Below are 16,667 nucleotides of genomic sequence, written 5' to 3' on the forward strand. Positions count from 1 at the left end.
AAGGAATACGTTTGCCTTGGCGTGTTGTTACACTAACGAACATAGGGCCATTGGCACAACCCCGAAGTAGAAAATAAGTTGATACGGTCAATGTTTATTTCTGAACTGGTGGATCGAGCTGCTTTTTAAATTAAAAATTAGAATAAATGACTTTTCATTTTTGTAACATGGCTTTCTTTGCTGTATTTTTGTGCTATTTGTAGTCGTTTAGGCTATAAACCTCAGCTGATAAATTGAGCAGTTTAGAATGATGCGCTTTTTCTTCTTATTGTTAAGACGCTCATTAGTTGCAATTCAATCCAAAATTGCATCGGCAAAATATTGCTTATTAGTGAATCGTGCATTTATTTTGTCTTGATCACATTTTATTAACCTTTTGCGATCTAGGCGTGCAACCTTCTCCTCTTCAAATGAGCAAGATCTTGCTCATTACTTTGCTATCAAATCAGCATGATTTTGCTCATTTTTGATGTCTTTCAGCTCTTAGTTCAATAAATACAAAGGGTTAAAAGTTGGCATTTCAATTGCTCTAGGGAATGTGTTGTTAATAAAGGTTTAACATGATGTAAATCCCCAATGGTGAAACGACTACACGGAGAGTAATAATGAAAATGAATAAGCTGGTAAAAGCTTTGGCTGTCGCTGTGACTTCTTTTGGTATTGCTGCTAACGCTGCGGCAGAAGATCGTAGCTATATTCTTGCAACGGCATCGACAGGTGGTACTTACTACCCTGTGGGCGTAGCGTTGGCGACGTTAAGCAAAGTGAAGTTGGCACCAAAGCACCACTTCTCCCTTTCTGCAATCAGCTCTGCGGGCTCTGGTGAAAACGTTAAACTGCTGAATGAAAACGAAGCACAGTTCGCGATTCTACAAGGTCTTTACGGTGCGTGGGCTTGGTCTGGTGAAGGTCCTTATGAGAAGAGCGGTCGCCAAGAACAACTGCGCTCAGTCTCTATGCTTTGGCAAAACGTTGAGCACTTTATTGTTCGCTCTGACCTAGCAAAAACGGGCACAGTGACTGATCTGAACAACCTAGATGGCAAGAAGTTCTCTATCGGTAAGAAGAACTCAGGTACTGAGAACTCTGGTCGCCAAATCATGAAAGGTCTGAAAGTAGATCCTGATAAATTCAATCTTGCTTACATGGGTTACGGCGGCAGTGCGAGCGCACTTCAAAACGGCACCATTGACGGCATGAACACGCCTGCGGGTGTACCTGTTGGTGCGGTCACTCAAGCTTTTGCTGCGTTGGGTAAAGACATTTCGATTCTTTCGTTTACTGACGAACAAATCAAAGAGGCGAACGGCAATTACAACCTATGGACGAAGTACGAGATCCCAGCGAACACGTACCCGGGTCTAGATAAGCCGATCACCACCATTGCACAGCCTAACTTCTTGGCAGTTCGTGAAGATATCTCGGAAGAAGACGTTTACCAGCTAACCAAAGCGATCTACGAGAACCTGCCTTTCCTACAAGGCATCCACAAAGCAACAAAAGCAATGGCGATTGAGAAAGCGATCGCTGGCTTGCCAGTGCCTCTTCACCCAGGTGCGGTGCGTTACTACAAAGAAATGGGCATCGAAATCCCATCAGACCTGATGGCGAAATAACGCCAACTTCGCCCCGAGTTTCGGCTCGGGGCATTTTATCCCTACCGATTTCTAAGATGGAAAAAGCCGCCAGAGCTTGGAGTATGAGATGAGCGACTCAATAGAAAAGGAATTGCAGAAGTTTGAGCTGCCCACGCGCACTGATTTTCCGTGGGTAACCACCACAATCACAGTGTTTGGCGTGGTGTTGTCTGCTTTGCACATTTGGTTTAATACCTTATCGACGTTACCAGAGTTATGGATTTCCGCGACCCACTTTGCTGGCTTTGCGGTGATTTGTGCGCTTTGGTATCCGGCTCATATCTCTCTCAAGCAGAGTAAGATTGCACTCGGCATCGATGTGTTGATTGCCATGGGCGCGGTCGCGTGTTTGCTCTACATTCCCTATGCCGAAGATGCGCTATATGAACGCGGTGTGAAGTTCGTGACCAGCGATTGGGTCTTCGCCATCATGGCAATCCTGATTGTTATTGAGCTTATCCGACGCACCATGGGCTGGTTTATTCCAGTGCTGATTGTGGTGTGTCTGAGCTACGTTGTGCTTTGGGGTAAGTGGGCAACAGGTATTTTCCACTTCCCGGGTTTGAGCATGGAAACCTTGCTCTACCGTAGCTTCTATTCTTCCGAGGGCATGTTTGGTTCTATCTCGCGCATCAGTTGGACTTTCGTATTCATGTTCATTCTGTTTGGTGCGTTTCTTGTGCGCTCTGGTGTTGGTGATTACATCATCAATGTGGCTCGTGCTGCGGCTGGCAAAATCATCGGCGGTCCGGGTTTTATTGCGGTGATTGGCTCCGGTTTGATGGGCTCAGTATCGGGCTCTAGTGTGGCAAATACGGTTTCTACCGGTGTTATCAGTATTCCTTTAATGCAAAAAGCAGGTTTCCCTTCGCGCTTTGCTGCGGGGGTTGAAGCTGCAGCGTCAACAGGTGGTCAGTTGATGCCACCAGTGATGGGGGCGGGTGCTTTCATCATGGCGTCTTACACGCAAATTCCTTATGTTGATATCATTGCGGTTTCTTTCATTCCTGCTCTTATCTATTTCTTGTCTGTTGCGTTCTTTGTGCGTATCGAAGCCAAACGCAGCGGCGTTCAGAAGATCACGACCAGTGATGAGTCTCTATTAAAAGTGTTGATCAGCGGTTGGCACAACCTTATCCCTCTGGCGGTGTTGGTTACTTTGTTGGTTCAAGGTTTTACACCGACTTACGCTGCGGGCTTGTCGATCATTTCTGTGGTGGTGGCTTCTTGGTTCTCGAAAGATCACAAGATGGGACCAAAAGCGATCATCGAAGCACTTTCGCAAGGCGCGAAAAACATGGCGACAACTGCCGTATTGCTGGTGGGTATTGGTTTGGTGATCAACGTGATCAGTACAACAGGCATCGGCAACACCTTCTCATTGATGATCGATGGTTGGGCGAATGGTGACTTGTTCATCATGATCGTTCTGATTGCGCTCGCTTCTCTTGTTTTGGGTATGGGTTTACCCGTGACAGCGGCGTATATTGTATTGGGTACACTGTCTGCCCCTGCGCTTTACAAGTTGATTGCGGAAAACCAATTGCTTGAATTGATGGTGTCGGGTCAATTGCCTGAACAAGCAAAAGCCATCTTCATGTTGGCGGCGCCAGAAAAGTTGGAACTGCTTAATGCGCCAATGGCGTTGGAAACCGCGAAAGAAATGGTGGCGCTAGTACCTGCGGACTTTATGGAAACTCTACTAGAGCAAAGTTTGGGTATGGAAGCGGTAGGCTTGGCGTTGCTAGCTGCTCACCTCATCATCTTCTGGTTATCGCAAGACAGCAACGTTACGCCTCCAGTGTGTTTGACCGCATTTGCAGCAGCAACCATTGCAAAAACACCGCCAATGCGTACCGGTTTGATGGCATGGAAAATCGCTAAGGGTTTGTATCTTGTACCATTACTTATTGCCTACACAGGCTTAGTCAGTTGGGATGTGACGTCAGTGATTACCGTGGGCTTCTTTGCCATCATCGGTACCTATGCATTGATTGGTGCGATTGAAGGCTACTTGGAAGGCCCTCTAAACATTCTGACGCGTCTCTTGTTGGTAGTGGTGGGTACATTGTTGGTTTGGCACGACATCCCAATGTTGGTTCGTGTGGCAAGTTGCGCGGTATTTATCGCGGTGTTCATTTACAGTGGTCGCAAGTTCAAATTGCAACAATCTCAACTATCGGTTTTATAAGAGGTCGTATGAAATCAGTCTATGACTACATCATTGTTGGTGGCGGTATCGTTGGTGTGTCGACGGCATGGCAACTGCAGCAACGTCATCCAGACAAATCCATTTTATTGGTTGAGAAAGAGTCCGGTTTTGCCAAGCACCAAACCGGACACAACAGCGGCGTGATTCATGCCGGGGTGTACTATGCACCGGGCAGCTTAAAAGCCGATTTTTGTAAGCGTGGGGTAGAGCGAACCATTTCGTTCTGTGCTGAGCACGATATTCCGGTGGAGAACTGTGGCAAGTTACTGGTTGCGACCAATGAGCAAGAAGTCGAACGCATGAATGCCCTCTATGAGCGCTGCCATGTCAACGGCATCGACGTAAAGCTACTCGATGAAGTTCAACTTAAGCTGGCTGAGCCAAACATCACGGGATTGGGCGCGATTTATGTCAAAACCACCAGTATTGTCGATTATCGTTTGGTCACGGAGCAGATGGCGGAAGAGTTCAAAAAGCTCGGCGGTCAAATCAGTCTGAGAACCAAAGTGGTGGCTGCCGAAGAGAAAGACGAAGAAGTTCAGTTGACCTGCATTTCAGACGGGCAAACCATGCAGCTCAATGCCAAATTCTTGGTCACTTGCAGCGGCTTGATGGCGGATCGCATGACGAAGATGATGTCTATTCCGACCGATTTCCAAATCATCCCCTATCGTGGTGAATACTACCGTTTAGATAGCAAACACGACCAAGTGGTGAATCATCTTATTTACCCAATTCCCGACCCTGACTTGCCATTCTTGGGCGTCCACCTGACCCGCATGATTGATGGCAGTGTGACCGTAGGTCCAAATGCCGTGCAAGGCTGGAAGCGAGAAGGGTACGACAAGGTTAACTTCAGCTTGCAAGATACCATGCAAATGCTCAGTTTCTCCGGCTTTTGGAAGGTGACACAAAAGCATCTAAAAACCGGACTGGATGAGTTTAAGAACTCGTGGTGGAAGCCGGGCTACCTCAAGTTGGTCAACAAATATTGCCCAAGCATCAAGGTAGAAGATCTCAAACCATATCCTGCGGGTATTCGTGCGCAAGCAGTGTTATCCGACGGAACCTTGGTTCATGACTTCTTGTTTGCCGAGAGCGCAAGAAGCTTACACGTTTGCAACGCCCCCTCTCCTGCAGCGACATCTGCAATGCCTATTGGAGAGTACATTTGCGATAAAGTGAATGAAAAGATAGAGGCGAAAACGGTATAAAACAAAGGCGACGTAACTGTCGCCTTTATTGTATTTGAATCTGGGAATTAGGAGTTGCCATCTTTAGGGCAGAGTTCACCTTTCTTGGCGTGTCTTTCTATCATGTAATCGCCTCGGGCACTGTGCAATACAATTGCATTCCAGACTTGACCATCTTGCAACTCGAACTCAAACGCATAATGGGTGCCGCCGACCATTTTCGTTCTCACCTCATGAATTGCTTTCAATTTATCATCGGCATTCATTTGATAAAGCACCATGTTAAGTGAACGTCTGGCGTCAGGAGTTGCTTCGGCAAGTCGCCAACGGCCCTGCTCGTCTGTTGCGGAGCAAATAGACCGCATTTTACTTTTAATGGCGGATGACATCTGCTTGTCTACGGCCAATGCATTTGGTGAAAACAGTGGAACCGTCAAAGGAATCAAAGTTACCAGAAACCGCTTTAAGGTCATAAAAACACTCCGTTGTTTTACTCTTGCTTGAGTATAGACCTCAATGGCTTCAGATGTGGTGCAGTAGACTCTGGGCCTACAATATCGCAGTTCGTATCAACGAACTGATGATAAACAAGGCGACCACGCTTACCAGCCAAATGCCAATGAACCACAAAATGGGTTTTAGTTTCATCAGTGATATCCTTCTCCACGTTTCATCTTGCCGCGGAAAACCCAGTACGAATAAGCCGTGTAGGCTATGATCAGAGGAAGTAATACCACCGCGCCGGCAAGTAAAAATGCCAAACTTTTGTCTGGCGCGGCGACGTCTTGATAAGTGAGTGCGAATGGGACCAAGTAAGGGAATGTACTGACACCGAAACCCATCGCGGACACAAGAAACAGGCCGATCGCAAGAACGTAGGCTCGGACGGCTTTGTGGTCGAGTAAGGCTTTGAATAACTGCCAAATAAGTGCCGCTGCAATAATTGGTAAAATGAAAAACAGTAGCGAGTTTGGTAATGAGAACCAACGTTCAAATACGATATTTTGGCTCAATGGCAGCCACAAACTGGCGATGAATATACAGGCTACCATCGCTAGCCCCCATCGTCGCGCGACCACGTAATAGCGCCCCATCAGCTCTTCTGGAAGCTTGATTAATAACCAGCATGAACCGAGCAGAATATAAGCACAAACAAGCGCCAAGCCACAAAATACGCTAAATGGTGAAAGCCAATCAAACCATCCACCTGCGTATGCTCGTTCACTAACCTCTATACCTTGGAGCAGGGTTCCGAGCATAATGCCTTGCATCAATGCTGCGGTGAGTGAACCAATGAAAAAAGCGCTATCCCATAAAAACTTTCCGCGTTGTGTTCGGAAGCGATACTCAAAAGAAACCCCGCGCAGAATTAATCCGAGCAGCATTAAAATCAGAGGAGCATAGAGTGCTGGCATAATGACCGCGTAGGCGAGGGGGAACACGGCAAAAAGCCCACCACCGCCAAGAACTAGCCAAGTTTCATTCCCATCCCAAACAGGAGCGATGCTGTTCATCATCATGTCGCGCTCTTCATCGTCATTAGCGCTGAGGAATAGGATACCAATACCGAGATCAAAGCCATCTAACACGACATAAATCAGAACGGCGAGCCCAATCAAAGCGTACCAAATTAATGCGTAATCCATGAGTTAGCTCCTAGGTTAGATGGTTAGAGTGTGTGATGGCATCGGTTTTCGTGCCATCAGGAAGTCGGCTATCTAGACCTTCTTCATATCGAGTTGGAGACTTGCGCATCAAGCGTAGGAGATAGAAGAAGCCAGCTCCAAAAACCACAAAGTAAACCACGATGAACGCCGTCAGGGAGACGCTCACCGCGGCGGCATCAATAGGCGATGCCGAATTGGCTGTGGTTAAAAGACCGTATACGGTGTAAGGCTGTCGACCGACTTCGGTAGTTATCCAGCCTGCTAAAACTGCAATGAACCCCGCTGGGGCAAACAGCACACAAATACGTTGAAGTGCCCTCGAATCAAAAAGTTTGCGACGTTTTCTTAGCCAAAGGCTCCACAAACCAATAACAAGCATGCCAAAACCAAGCGCGACCATGACTCGGAAAGACCAGAAAACGATAGAGACAGGAGGGTGTTCCTCCTCTGGAAAAGCATCTAATCCCTTCACTTCACCGTTGAGGTCATGAGTTAAAATCAAACTACCGAGTTTGGGGATTTCCAGTGCGTATTCCATGCGTTTTTCTTCATCGTTAGGGATACCGAAGAGGATCAATGGCGCGCCTTGGTGAGACTCATAGTGCCCTTCCATCGCGGCGACTTTGGCGGGTTGATGTTCAAGGGTGTTTAAACCATGCATGTCTCCAGCAACGATTTGAATTGGTGTCACGATGGCAGCCATCCACATTGCCATCGAGAACATAATTCTGGCTAGAGGGTTATGGTTTGCTTTTAGTAAGTGATAAGCGGCAACGCCGGCTACAACAAAGGCAGTAGTAAGGTAAGCGGCGAGCAACATATGAACGAGCCGGTAAGGGAAGGAAGGGTTGAAGACAATCGCCCACCAGTCTTCTGGGATAAACTGTCCGGCTTCGTTGATACTGTAGCCCGCTGGTGTTTGCATCCAACTATTAACCGAAAGTATCCAAAACGCAGACAAAAACGTCCCGAATGCAACAATACAAGTCGCGGCGAAGTGAAGCTTCTTACCCACCTTATCCATACCGAAAAGCATCACGCCTAAAAACCCCGCTTCGAGGAAAAACGCAGTAAAAACTTCATAACCCATTAGCGGGCCCAGGATTGGGCCTGTTTTGTCGGCAAACACGCTCCAGTTAGTACCGAATTGATAGCTCAACACGATGCCACTCACCACACCCATACCAAAACTGATGGCAAAGATTTTGAGCCAGTACTTATAGATTTGCATGTACTGTTTGTTGCCCGTTTTTAAGTACAAGCCCTCTAATACAGCGAGATAACTTGCCAAACCAATCGTAAAAGCTGGAAAAATAATGTGGAAAGAGACAGTAAAGGCAAACTGGAATCTAGCTAGGTCAATGGCGAGTGTGTCCATGAGCGGTCCCTTTTTCGTTGGATAAACTGTTCGCCGGATTTAAAGAGGAGACAGAAGAGTGGCGAACAAGGTGAAATACGAAGAAGGAAGACGAAGAGATTAAAAAACGATCGCTTTTTACACATGTGCGTACCATCTTTTAGATAAAGGAGGAGCGTTATGAGCCTTAAACATTACTTTGAGAAAGCGACACCTAAGTTTGGTCCAGGTGGGAAGTATCACAAGTTCTACCCACTTTTCGAAGCTGTCGAAACCATTTTTTACACGCCTGGTAAGGTAAACCAGGGCGCGCGTTCTTATACTTTGCCTATCCTGCCAACATGTCCGGTGGTGCCGTGTGGGTCGCGGCTGATGGTTACTCTGGCGCTACTCCACTTAGCCAATGGTATGAAGGAGGGCAAAGTGCTTTGATAAATAATATGACGGGAGAGCCAATTTCATGGGGAGATGCTTTTGTTGGTAATTTACCAGGCTCGATGGGTGAAGTCTCCACGTTGTTGATCGCACTAACAGGCTTGGTTCTCATCTTTATGAAGATTGCATCGTGGAGAATTGTTGCGGGCGTGTTGGTCGGTTTAATCGGAGCTTCATTACTATTGAATGCGATCGGTTCAGACTCTAACCCCATGTTCTCCATGCCGTTCTACTGGCACTTCGTGATTGGTGGGGTTGCGTTTGGTACCTTCTTCATGGCGACAGACCCTGTCTCGGCAGCTTTTACCAATAACGGGAAATGGGCATACGGACTATTAATCGGCGTGATGACGATTTTTATCCGAGTGCTGAACCCGGCTTATCCAGAAGGCATCATGTTAGCGATTCTATTTGCTAACTTATTCGCGCCACTTTTCGATTACCTAGTCAAAGAAAGTAATATCAAACGCAGAATGAAAAGGGCGAGACCTTCTTAAAATGAGGGTGACCTCACTGAAAATTGATTGAAAACTGCACTATATTGAAAAGGTCAGAGACATGGGGTTTCTGACTTTTTATTTTTATCAGGAGGACGAAGACGATGAGAATAAAGGATATTCTCGATAGCCGTTTGGTGCTGTCGTTCTGGTATAACCTAGACTACTGCTTGTCTCTTCTTAGTAAAATCTCTTCTCGTTGATTTCCTCAATGCAATCGCATTGAAAAGCATTCTATCTATTTGTTTTTTAGTCTTACGTGAAACTGCGTAGGGCAATGCGTATAAGGAAATTAACAATGAAACGTATTCCAGAACCTTTCCGTATCAAAATGGTTGAGCCAATCAAAATGACGACTTTGGCAGACCGTGAAGTCGCGTTAAAAGAAGCGGGCTATAATCCATTTCTTCTTCGTAGTGATGATGTTTATATCGATTTGCTGACTGACTCTGGCACTGGTGCCATGAGTGATAATCAGTGGGCTGGCATCATGATGGGGGATGAATCCTATGCGGGGAGTCGAAATTACTACAACCTGTGTGATGCAGTGGAGCACTTCTTCGGTTATAAGCTCACCGTGCCTGCACACCAAGGGCGTGGTGCCGAGCAAATTTTGTTCCCAGCTTTGATTGAGCGTATGCGTCAGGTGCGTGGTGGCGAAACGCCAGTATTTATCTCGAACTACCATTTTGATACCACAGCGGGTCACATTGAACTCAATGGCGGTAAAGCGATTAACGTGGTAACGGAAGAAGCATTCGACACCACTACGCCTTATGATTGGAAGGGCAATTTTGATATCGATAAGCTGGTGGCAACAATTGAAGCGCACGGTTCGCATAACATTTGTGCAATTATCACCACGATTACTTGTAATAGCTCCGGTGGTCAGCCTGTGTCGATGGAAAACATGCGCAGTGTGTACGAGATTGCAACCAAGTACGATATTCCAGTGGTGATTGACTCGGCTCGTTACTGTGAGAACGCCTACTTTATCAAGCAGCGTGAAGCGGGTTACGAGAATAAATCGATTCTGGAAATCATCCGTGAGATGTACCAGTACGGTGATATGCTCACCATGTCAGCTAAGAAAGACCCGATGGTAAACATTGGTGGCATGTGTTGTATTCGTGATCATAAGGAGTTGTTCCAGGCGGTGCAGACGCGCTGCGTACCCATGGAAGGATTTGTAACATACGGCGGCATGGCTGGGCGTGATATGGAAGCGCTCGCTCGCGGTTTGTATGAAGCCGCGGATGAGGATTTTCTTCACTATAGAATTAGCCAAGTTCAATACTTAGGTGAGCGCTTACGTGAAGGCGGTATTCCGATTCAATACCCAACGGGTGGTCATGCGGTGTTTGTGGATGCCGCTAAGATTTTGCCACATATTCCAGCGGATCAGTTTCCTGCGCAGGTATTGTGTAATGCTTTGTACTTGGAAGCGGGTATTCGAGCAGTAGAGATAGGATCGTTGCTGCTTGGTCGAGATCCGGAAACGGGTAAACAAAAAGTGTCAGAGCTTGAGTTGATGCGTTTGACCATTCCACGTCGTGTCTACACAAACGATCATATGGATTACATTGCGGATGCGATTATCGAACTGAAAAATCGTGCACATGAGTTAAAAGGGCTCACTTTCGAGTACGAGCCACCAGTGCTGCGCCACTTTACTGCTCGATTTAAAGAGATCGATTAACTCAAGTTTAAATCTAGATAAGCAAAAGGCCGCGAGTTTCGCGGCCTTTTTCGATTCGTTTATTTCTTAGCGTTACACTTACGCCAACTCTAATGTGATGCGAACGAACTGGTCGTCTTGATACTGCACTTCATAATTGAAGGTACCACTGGCGTAAATGCTGCCAAGAAAAAGTGAACGTTGACTCATTGGTCCGCGGAACAGCATCGAAATAGGAGCGATTAGGGCGTTATTATCATCGAAGTGCTGATTTAAGTTCTCAGAAAGCACACACAGCAAACAGCCGTGTTGGTCGTGAGATAAGTCGACGTCTTCCGGTCGAGATAATAACACGGTAGTCCCCAGTTTCTTCTCAATCTCGTTGATCAGCAGCAAGTAGCTATCTAGATCGGGTTGAGGGTTGCTGGGTTTGTCTGCACCGACGCAGCGCTCGAGTAATGCTTCCAGATTTCCGTTCTCACCTTTTGCCTGCTGAGTCAAAGATTTTAACGGCTTTTTAATCAGCTTATAGCGATTACTCTTCAGTTTTGGTTTCAGCCATTTCTGAAGTAAGTCATTACGTTCTTTAAGGGAGAGGCCATGCGAGGACGCGTGAATTTTAAAGTGCAGGTGTAATAAAGCGTGAACCGCAAGCTCACTCAGAAGTTGATTAGCATCTGTAGACTGTCTTGCCTGCTTAGAACTTTGCATTACACTCGAACAAAATTAGGGAAGAAGGATAATGGTGCCGAGAGAGGGACTCGAACCCTCACACCAAAGGCACTAGCACCTCATGCTAGCGTGTCTACCAATTTCACCATCTCGGCATCATGATGCTCTGAATACTCAGAGGCCTCGAAAGAAGCAACGCGAATTGTATAACCAAAATCCACCTGTTGGCGAGAGCAAAATGACGAATTTTGGCTCTTTCGAGTTTGATTGCATATTTATTGGTCACTTTTATGTTTTTTACCATCAACGCCTATCCTTATGCCCTTACTTTTATTAATAGTATGACGACAAAAGAGTACTTTTGCCTAAATTTTGAACGCTTGAACGTTTGCGTAAATAAATGTGATGAATATCTCTTTTTGTTGGCTATACTTGCGTCCCGTTTAAGCGGGAATTAGGGTTTAGTTGTTCAGGACCCTTACCCATACAAGCCGTCACATGGAGCAGGCCAAGCAACATGCTCGCCAGCAGTGAATGACCCCACGGACCGGACCAGCTACGTTCAATTGCTTGTATAAGGTAAAAATAAGATGTCGAACTATTCGTTCTGTCTACATTCTGGATCTAAAAGTGAGTTATCACTCGCTGCGTTGTCCCTTTCTTCTGCCAATTCCTTTGGCTCTTTTTTCTTTTTCAACGTTTAGTAGGTCCAGCTCATGAGTGTTCTATTTAGTCTATTTGGTATTGTTGCACTGCTAGGTTGTGCTTTCCTACTTTCTGAGGGTCGTTCTTCCATTAATTGGAAAACTGTATCTCGCGCCTTGATGCTACAAATGGGGTTTGCTGCTTTGGTGCTCTATTTCCCGTTGGGTCAAGCGGCGCTGGCGAGTTTAAGTAATGGGGTCGCGGGGCTACTCAGCTTTGCTGATGAAGGGATTAAATTCCTCTTTGGTGACCTCGCTTCTTCTGGCTTTATCTTCGCTATTCGTGTCCTTCCTATCATCATCTTCTTCAGTGCTCTTATCTCCGCCCTTTACTATTTGGGCATTATGCAAAAAGTAATTCAATTTATTGGCGGCGCTATCCAGAAGTTCTTGGGTACGAGTAAAGCAGAGTCTTTGGTTGCAACAGGGAACATCTTCTTATCTCAAGGCGAGTCACCACTTCTTATTCGTCCATTTCTTTCTAACATGACTCGCTCTGAACTGTTTGCCGTGATGGCTGGTGGTATGGCTTCAGTGGCGGGCAGTGTGCTTGGTGGTTATGCTGGTTTGGGTGTCGACCTCAAATACTTGATCGCGGCAAGCTTTATGGCAGCGCCAGGTAGTTTGATGATGGCAAAAATTATCGTTCCTGAGCGTCAAACGCCAAGCGATTACAACAATATTGAGCTAGATAAATCAGAAGAAAGCAACGTAATTGATGCGCTAGCAAGCGGTGCTATGGGCGGTATGAAAGTTGCTGTTGCTGTTGGTACCATGCTTATCGCTTTCGTGAGTGTTATCGCGATGGTGAACACGGGGCTAGAAAACTTGGGTGAGATACTTGGTTTCTCTGGCGTAACGCTACAAGCGATTTTTGGTTATTTGTTTGCACCTCTCGCATGGTTGATTGGTGTGCCAAGCCACGAAATCCTAGCTGCGGGTTCATACATTGGTCAGAAAGTGGTGATGAATGAGTTTGTTGCGTTTATCGATTTTGTGCAGCACAAAGCGACACTGTCTGAGCATACTCAAATTATTATCACTTTTGCGTTGTGTGGTTTTGCGAACATTGGCTCAATTGCGATTCAGTTGGGTTCTATCGGCGTGATGGCACCTGAGCGCCGCAAAGATGTTGCAAGTCTAGGCCTAAAAGCGGTTGCTGCTGGTACACTCGCTAACCTGATGAGTGCGTGCTTAGCGGGCATTTTTATCTCTCTCTAATTTAGATTGAAGATACACACTAAACACCCGCCTAAATGGCGGGTTTTGTTATTTCTAAGGCTTGGGCATTAAGCCGTAAGGTATCGATTTAAAAGCCTCTGGGTGCTCTTGATAAGTTGGCGCTTTATGTACCCCTTTCCAATCGAGCAGCATGATGGCTAGCACGTTACGGTGTTCGCCGTACTTGAGATCAAAGTTACCGTCGACCGACGGAATCATCCCTTTTTCTGCGTTGATTGCGTGACGAATGGCTTGGCGGGTTTTCTTTACGACCGGATCATGGTCCAAGCCTGCTAACAAAAACGAAATGCCGACTTCCGCAATCACGTCTTCTTTGGCGCGCAGTAGGATAGTGTCGATATTGTTGCGAAAGTAATCATAAATCCATTGGTGTTTCTTCTCGCTTACTCGCTCCTGATAATACTGTGAATCGGCAAAGATGATGTGCGTCATCCCATAGAGTTTGTTCCAATACTGCTGAGCTGAAAGCATCTTATCTTTATCGTCGGGGTAGGTGTCACGGAAGGTTTGAGTGAATTCCTCGACCACATCTTGCTCTCCTAACTGACGAAGCCAGTAGACTTGGTTTGCAAGCTGAGCTGCCCATGCTTCTATCATCTCTTTGTCCGTAACGTAACGCGAGAAATCGTAGCGCCTAATAATTTTTCTCAGCGTTTTGTCTTGTTTATGCTTTAGGTCGTATTCGTTTGCTCTTGCCATTGCGCCAAGCAAATCCACACCAAGATAAAGGTACTCAGGATGGTGTTTAGTCACGGTATAGCGTCGCTGCCCTCGTTCGGTTTCTTTCTCTTGATACGTGGTCAGCCTTTGAGATGAATAGAGAATGATGTCTTCTGGTTCAACAACTTCATTAGCAAATTGGTTTAACCGGCTGGCTACTTGTGCCATGTCGGTCCAAATGGCAGCGTGATATTTCTCATCTAATGTTTGGCGGTACATGCGTAAGCCAAAATGGCCCTCTTTAAACGCCGGGAAAGTGAACAGTTCCTGTTCGTAGGTACTACGAATCAACTGCGCTGATTGAGTATTATCGAGAAGCGGTACCTCTTCCTGTGATGCCTGAGCTGCAAAGGTAAGTGAGCAAGAGAGTAAGACCGCTAAGCTAAGAGGTTTAATACGCATAAATCCATTCCCTATGAAGTCCTGAACCTAAACCTACCATCAATATTAATTGAGAATGTAAAAGCTGAGTCAATAGTTAAAAATTTGCCTAAAAGTCAGGTTGATACGTTCACCTTTGGTTTTCGCGGTTTTTGGTACGCAGTGCTTCCAGTGATGCTGTAGCTCGCCAGCCATAATCAGTAAGGAGCCGTGAGAAAGCTCATATTCAATCTCAGTTTTACAATGTAAATTTCTAAGCAAAAATCGACGTGTTTCACCTAAGTTCAAAGATGCGATAACAGGGTTTCTACCTAACTCTGGTTCATTATCTTGGTGCCAGCCCATTGAGTCTTGGCCGTGTCGATATAAGTTAGCGAGAACAGAATTAAAAGTGACATCAGCAACTGATTCACAACGCACTTTGAGCTGAGTTAACTCAGGAGTCCAAGGGTGAGGCTGCATGGTTAAGCCTGAGTAAGTATATGCTGCATCACCGTGCCACGCTTGTAAGCGAGGTTGAAGTACTGACTTGCCGAACATAGTAATGTGTTCTTGGTGCCATGGCAGTGTCTTTCGAAGTTGGTCAAAGTAATTATCCGCCTCAAGATGGTTAAGAAATTGAGGATCATAATAAAGTTTTCCTCTTTCTACTTCTTGCCATAGATCGCCGCCAAATAAATCGCCTTGTTGATGCATCATCTCACACCTAAAACATAAAAGTTGTCAATCACTGTTACCTTTCTGATTATGATTGGTTATTCTTGTGATAATAAGAATTTTAACAATAAATAAAAAATCTCGTAGTTGTATACGAGTTGTGGGGAGAAAATGCGTTATTTACCCAGAAAACGATGCTATTTTGCATTGTTCTTCCTCACCTTTTTCGCTTTGTGTATTGGGGTTATCGAGCTGTTAAATCGAAACCAGCAAGAGCTTCACAAAGAGCGAGTTCAAGTTGAGGCCAAAGAACAACTTTCCATTCTCCGTTCCAATTTGGAAGCGGTACTTATGGCGGATATCTACAAAGCCAGTACTTTAGCGACACTCATTACGTTACTTCCTAAAAACCAAGAAGAAGAATTGAGTATCGCCGCTCACCGAATCCTAAATAAAAGTAAACATATTACAATCATCGGTATCGCGAAAAATGATGTAATTAGTCATGTATTTCCACGCCAAGGTAATGAGCGCCTAATCGGCCTTGATTACCGCGCAGTGCCACAGCAGTGGGTACAGGTGCAAAAAGCCAAGGATGTACAAGAAATTTTCATCGCAGGGCCAGTGACTTTGATTCAAGGTGGCCGAGGTTTGATCGTGCGTGTGCCTGTTTTTCTTGATCCTCCAATGAATCAGGACTACTGGGGAGTGATCAGTGCGGTGATTGATTTCGATGCTCTGATGAGAGAAACCGGCGTAATTGATTTCTCGTATCGTTACCCTTTAATGATCCGTGGTTACGATAGCGGTGGCTCATTTGGTGATGCTTTCTTTGGCGCGCAAAGTGTAAGTAGCATGGCATATGCAAAAGAGATGGTTCATTTTCCTTATGGTGGGTGGAGTATGGTGGTTTTCTCTGGAGGCAAAGCTGATCGCCAAATCTCTTGGCATCAGTTGCATTTAGCTAGAGTAATCGGCTATCCCATTATATTCGCACTTAGCCTCGCGCTGTTCGCCATTTATCGACTGTATACCATTGCAGATGACAGAGCTTTACACGATGAACTCACGAATTTACCAAACCGTCGCTATTTTATGAAGTTTTACAAGCAGCAGTTCGAAATAGCGAAACGTTATAAAAAGCGTTATAGCTTCGCCTTAATTAATATTGACCTAGATAGGTTTAAACACATTAACGACACCTATGGTCACGACGCAGGTGACAAAGTTTTAATCGCTACGGCTGAAAGGGTAAAAAGCTCTCTGCGTAAATCAGACATCGTGGCCAGAATGGGCGGTGATGAGTTTTTAGTTGTAGTCCATCACCCTGGAACGGAAGAAAATGTTCAGTCCCTTCTACAAAAACTTCGATTAGCGCTATGCTCGACGCCCGTCATTTACGATGAAACGCTTATCTATTTGAAAGCCAGTATTGGGTACGCGATATTTGACCCGAAAATGTCATCTCCTGAGCAAATGATGAAAATAGCCGATGAGAGAATGTATCAACAAAAGCATGGCGGATGAGCCTGAACCCAGTTTCAATAAGGGGTTAGAGGAATGGTAAAGTTGGGAGCCCGAAATCTCATCATCATTGAGGTGCAAGAATATGTGA

Annotated in this window: 12 protein-coding genes, 1 tRNA gene and 1 pseudogene; 7 read left to right on the forward strand and 7 right to left on the reverse strand. The window is 45.8% G+C overall.

Annotation, left to right across the window (positions count from 1 at the left end; genetic code table 11):
* Positions 1-605: 605 nt before the first annotated feature.
* From R7F67_RS06705 to lhgO, 3 genes are all read left to right on the forward strand, one after another.
* Positions 606-1,616 carry a TAXI family TRAP transporter solute-binding subunit gene (locus R7F67_RS06705; protein ID WP_017635521.1) on the forward strand — a complete coding sequence of 337 codons (1,011 nt, stop codon included), beginning with the start codon at positions 606-608 and terminating at the stop codon, positions 1,614-1,616.
* Between the two features lie 88 nt (positions 1,617-1,704).
* Entirely contained in the window at positions 1,705-3,828 is a 2,124-nt protein-coding gene (locus R7F67_RS06710) for a TRAP transporter permease (protein WP_104040461.1), read from the forward strand.
* 8 nt (positions 3,829-3,836) lie between these two features.
* A complete protein-coding gene (gene lhgO / locus R7F67_RS06715) occupies positions 3,837-5,063 on the forward strand; it encodes an L-2-hydroxyglutarate oxidase (protein ID WP_104046218.1) in 1,227 nt (408 codons plus the stop codon).
* 47 nt (positions 5,064-5,110) lie between these two features.
* On the opposite strand, the gene R7F67_RS06720 is transcribed toward lhgO, so the two are convergent.
* From R7F67_RS06720 to R7F67_RS06730, 3 genes are all read right to left on the reverse strand, one after another.
* Positions 5,111-5,515 carry a hypothetical protein gene (locus tag R7F67_RS06720; protein WP_017635518.1) on the reverse strand — a complete coding sequence of 135 codons (405 nt, stop codon included), beginning with the start codon at positions 5,513-5,515 and terminating at the stop codon, positions 5,111-5,113.
* 174 nt (positions 5,516-5,689) lie between these two features.
* A complete protein-coding gene (gene cydB / locus R7F67_RS06725) occupies positions 5,690-6,688 on the reverse strand; it encodes a cytochrome d ubiquinol oxidase subunit II (protein WP_005374173.1) in 999 nt (332 codons plus the stop codon).
* A gap of 10 nt (positions 6,689-6,698) precedes the next feature.
* The gene (locus R7F67_RS06730; RefSeq protein WP_017635517.1) at positions 6,699-8,087 is read right to left on the reverse strand and encodes a cytochrome ubiquinol oxidase subunit I; all 1,389 of its coding nucleotides are present in this window, start codon (positions 8,085-8,087) and stop codon (positions 6,699-6,701) included.
* Between the two features lie 159 nt (positions 8,088-8,246).
* On the opposite strand from R7F67_RS06730, the pseudogene R7F67_RS06735 reads away from it, so the two are divergent.
* Positions 8,247-8,998: pseudogene (locus R7F67_RS06735) on the forward strand (RnfABCDGE type electron transport complex subunit D).
* 298 nt (positions 8,999-9,296) lie between these two features.
* Complete coding sequence (locus R7F67_RS06740) at positions 9,297-10,697, forward strand: tryptophanase (protein ID WP_053307136.1); 1,401 nt, start codon at positions 9,297-9,299, stop codon at positions 10,695-10,697.
* Positions 10,698-10,775: 78 nt separating this feature from the next.
* On the opposite strand, the gene R7F67_RS06745 is transcribed toward R7F67_RS06740, so the two are convergent.
* Both R7F67_RS06745 and R7F67_RS06750 read right to left on the reverse strand, forming a co-directional pair.
* Positions 10,776-11,387: a DUF2913 family protein gene (locus tag R7F67_RS06745; RefSeq protein WP_005374167.1), complete on the reverse strand. Its 612-nt coding sequence runs from the start codon at positions 11,385-11,387 to the stop codon at positions 10,776-10,778.
* A gap of 32 nt (positions 11,388-11,419) precedes the next feature.
* Positions 11,420-11,503: transfer RNA gene (locus R7F67_RS06750), tRNA-Leu, on the reverse strand.
* A 561-nt stretch (positions 11,504-12,064) separates the two neighbouring features.
* Between R7F67_RS06750 and R7F67_RS06755 the strand changes: the two genes are divergently transcribed.
* Positions 12,065-13,273, forward strand: coding sequence for a NupC/NupG family nucleoside CNT transporter (locus R7F67_RS06755; RefSeq protein WP_017635515.1), 1,209 nt, complete (start codon positions 12,065-12,067; stop codon positions 13,271-13,273).
* Positions 13,274-13,327: 54 nt separating this feature from the next.
* Here R7F67_RS06755 and R7F67_RS06760 read toward each other — a convergent pair whose 3' ends face one another.
* Both R7F67_RS06760 and R7F67_RS06765 read right to left on the reverse strand, forming a co-directional pair.
* Entirely contained in the window at positions 13,328-14,416 is a 1,089-nt protein-coding gene (locus R7F67_RS06760; RefSeq protein ID WP_213914966.1) for a DUF3541 domain-containing protein, read from the reverse strand.
* Between the two features lie 69 nt (positions 14,417-14,485).
* The gene (locus tag R7F67_RS06765) at positions 14,486-15,091 is read right to left on the reverse strand and encodes an alpha-ketoglutarate-dependent dioxygenase AlkB family protein (protein ID WP_065275108.1); all 606 of its coding nucleotides are present in this window, start codon (positions 15,089-15,091) and stop codon (positions 14,486-14,488) included.
* 132 nt (positions 15,092-15,223) lie between these two features.
* Here R7F67_RS06765 and R7F67_RS06770 point away from each other — a divergent pair, with 132 nt between their 5' ends.
* A complete protein-coding gene (locus R7F67_RS06770) occupies positions 15,224-16,579 on the forward strand; it encodes a sensor domain-containing diguanylate cyclase (RefSeq protein ID WP_258477699.1) in 1,356 nt (451 codons plus the stop codon).
* The last annotated feature ends 88 nt before the right edge of the window (positions 16,580-16,667 follow it).

Origin of the sequence: Vibrio sp. YT-17 (genome assembly GCF_033337375.1) — a bacterium.
Classification (GTDB): Bacteria; Pseudomonadota; Gammaproteobacteria; order Enterobacterales; family Vibrionaceae; genus Vibrio; species Vibrio alginolyticus.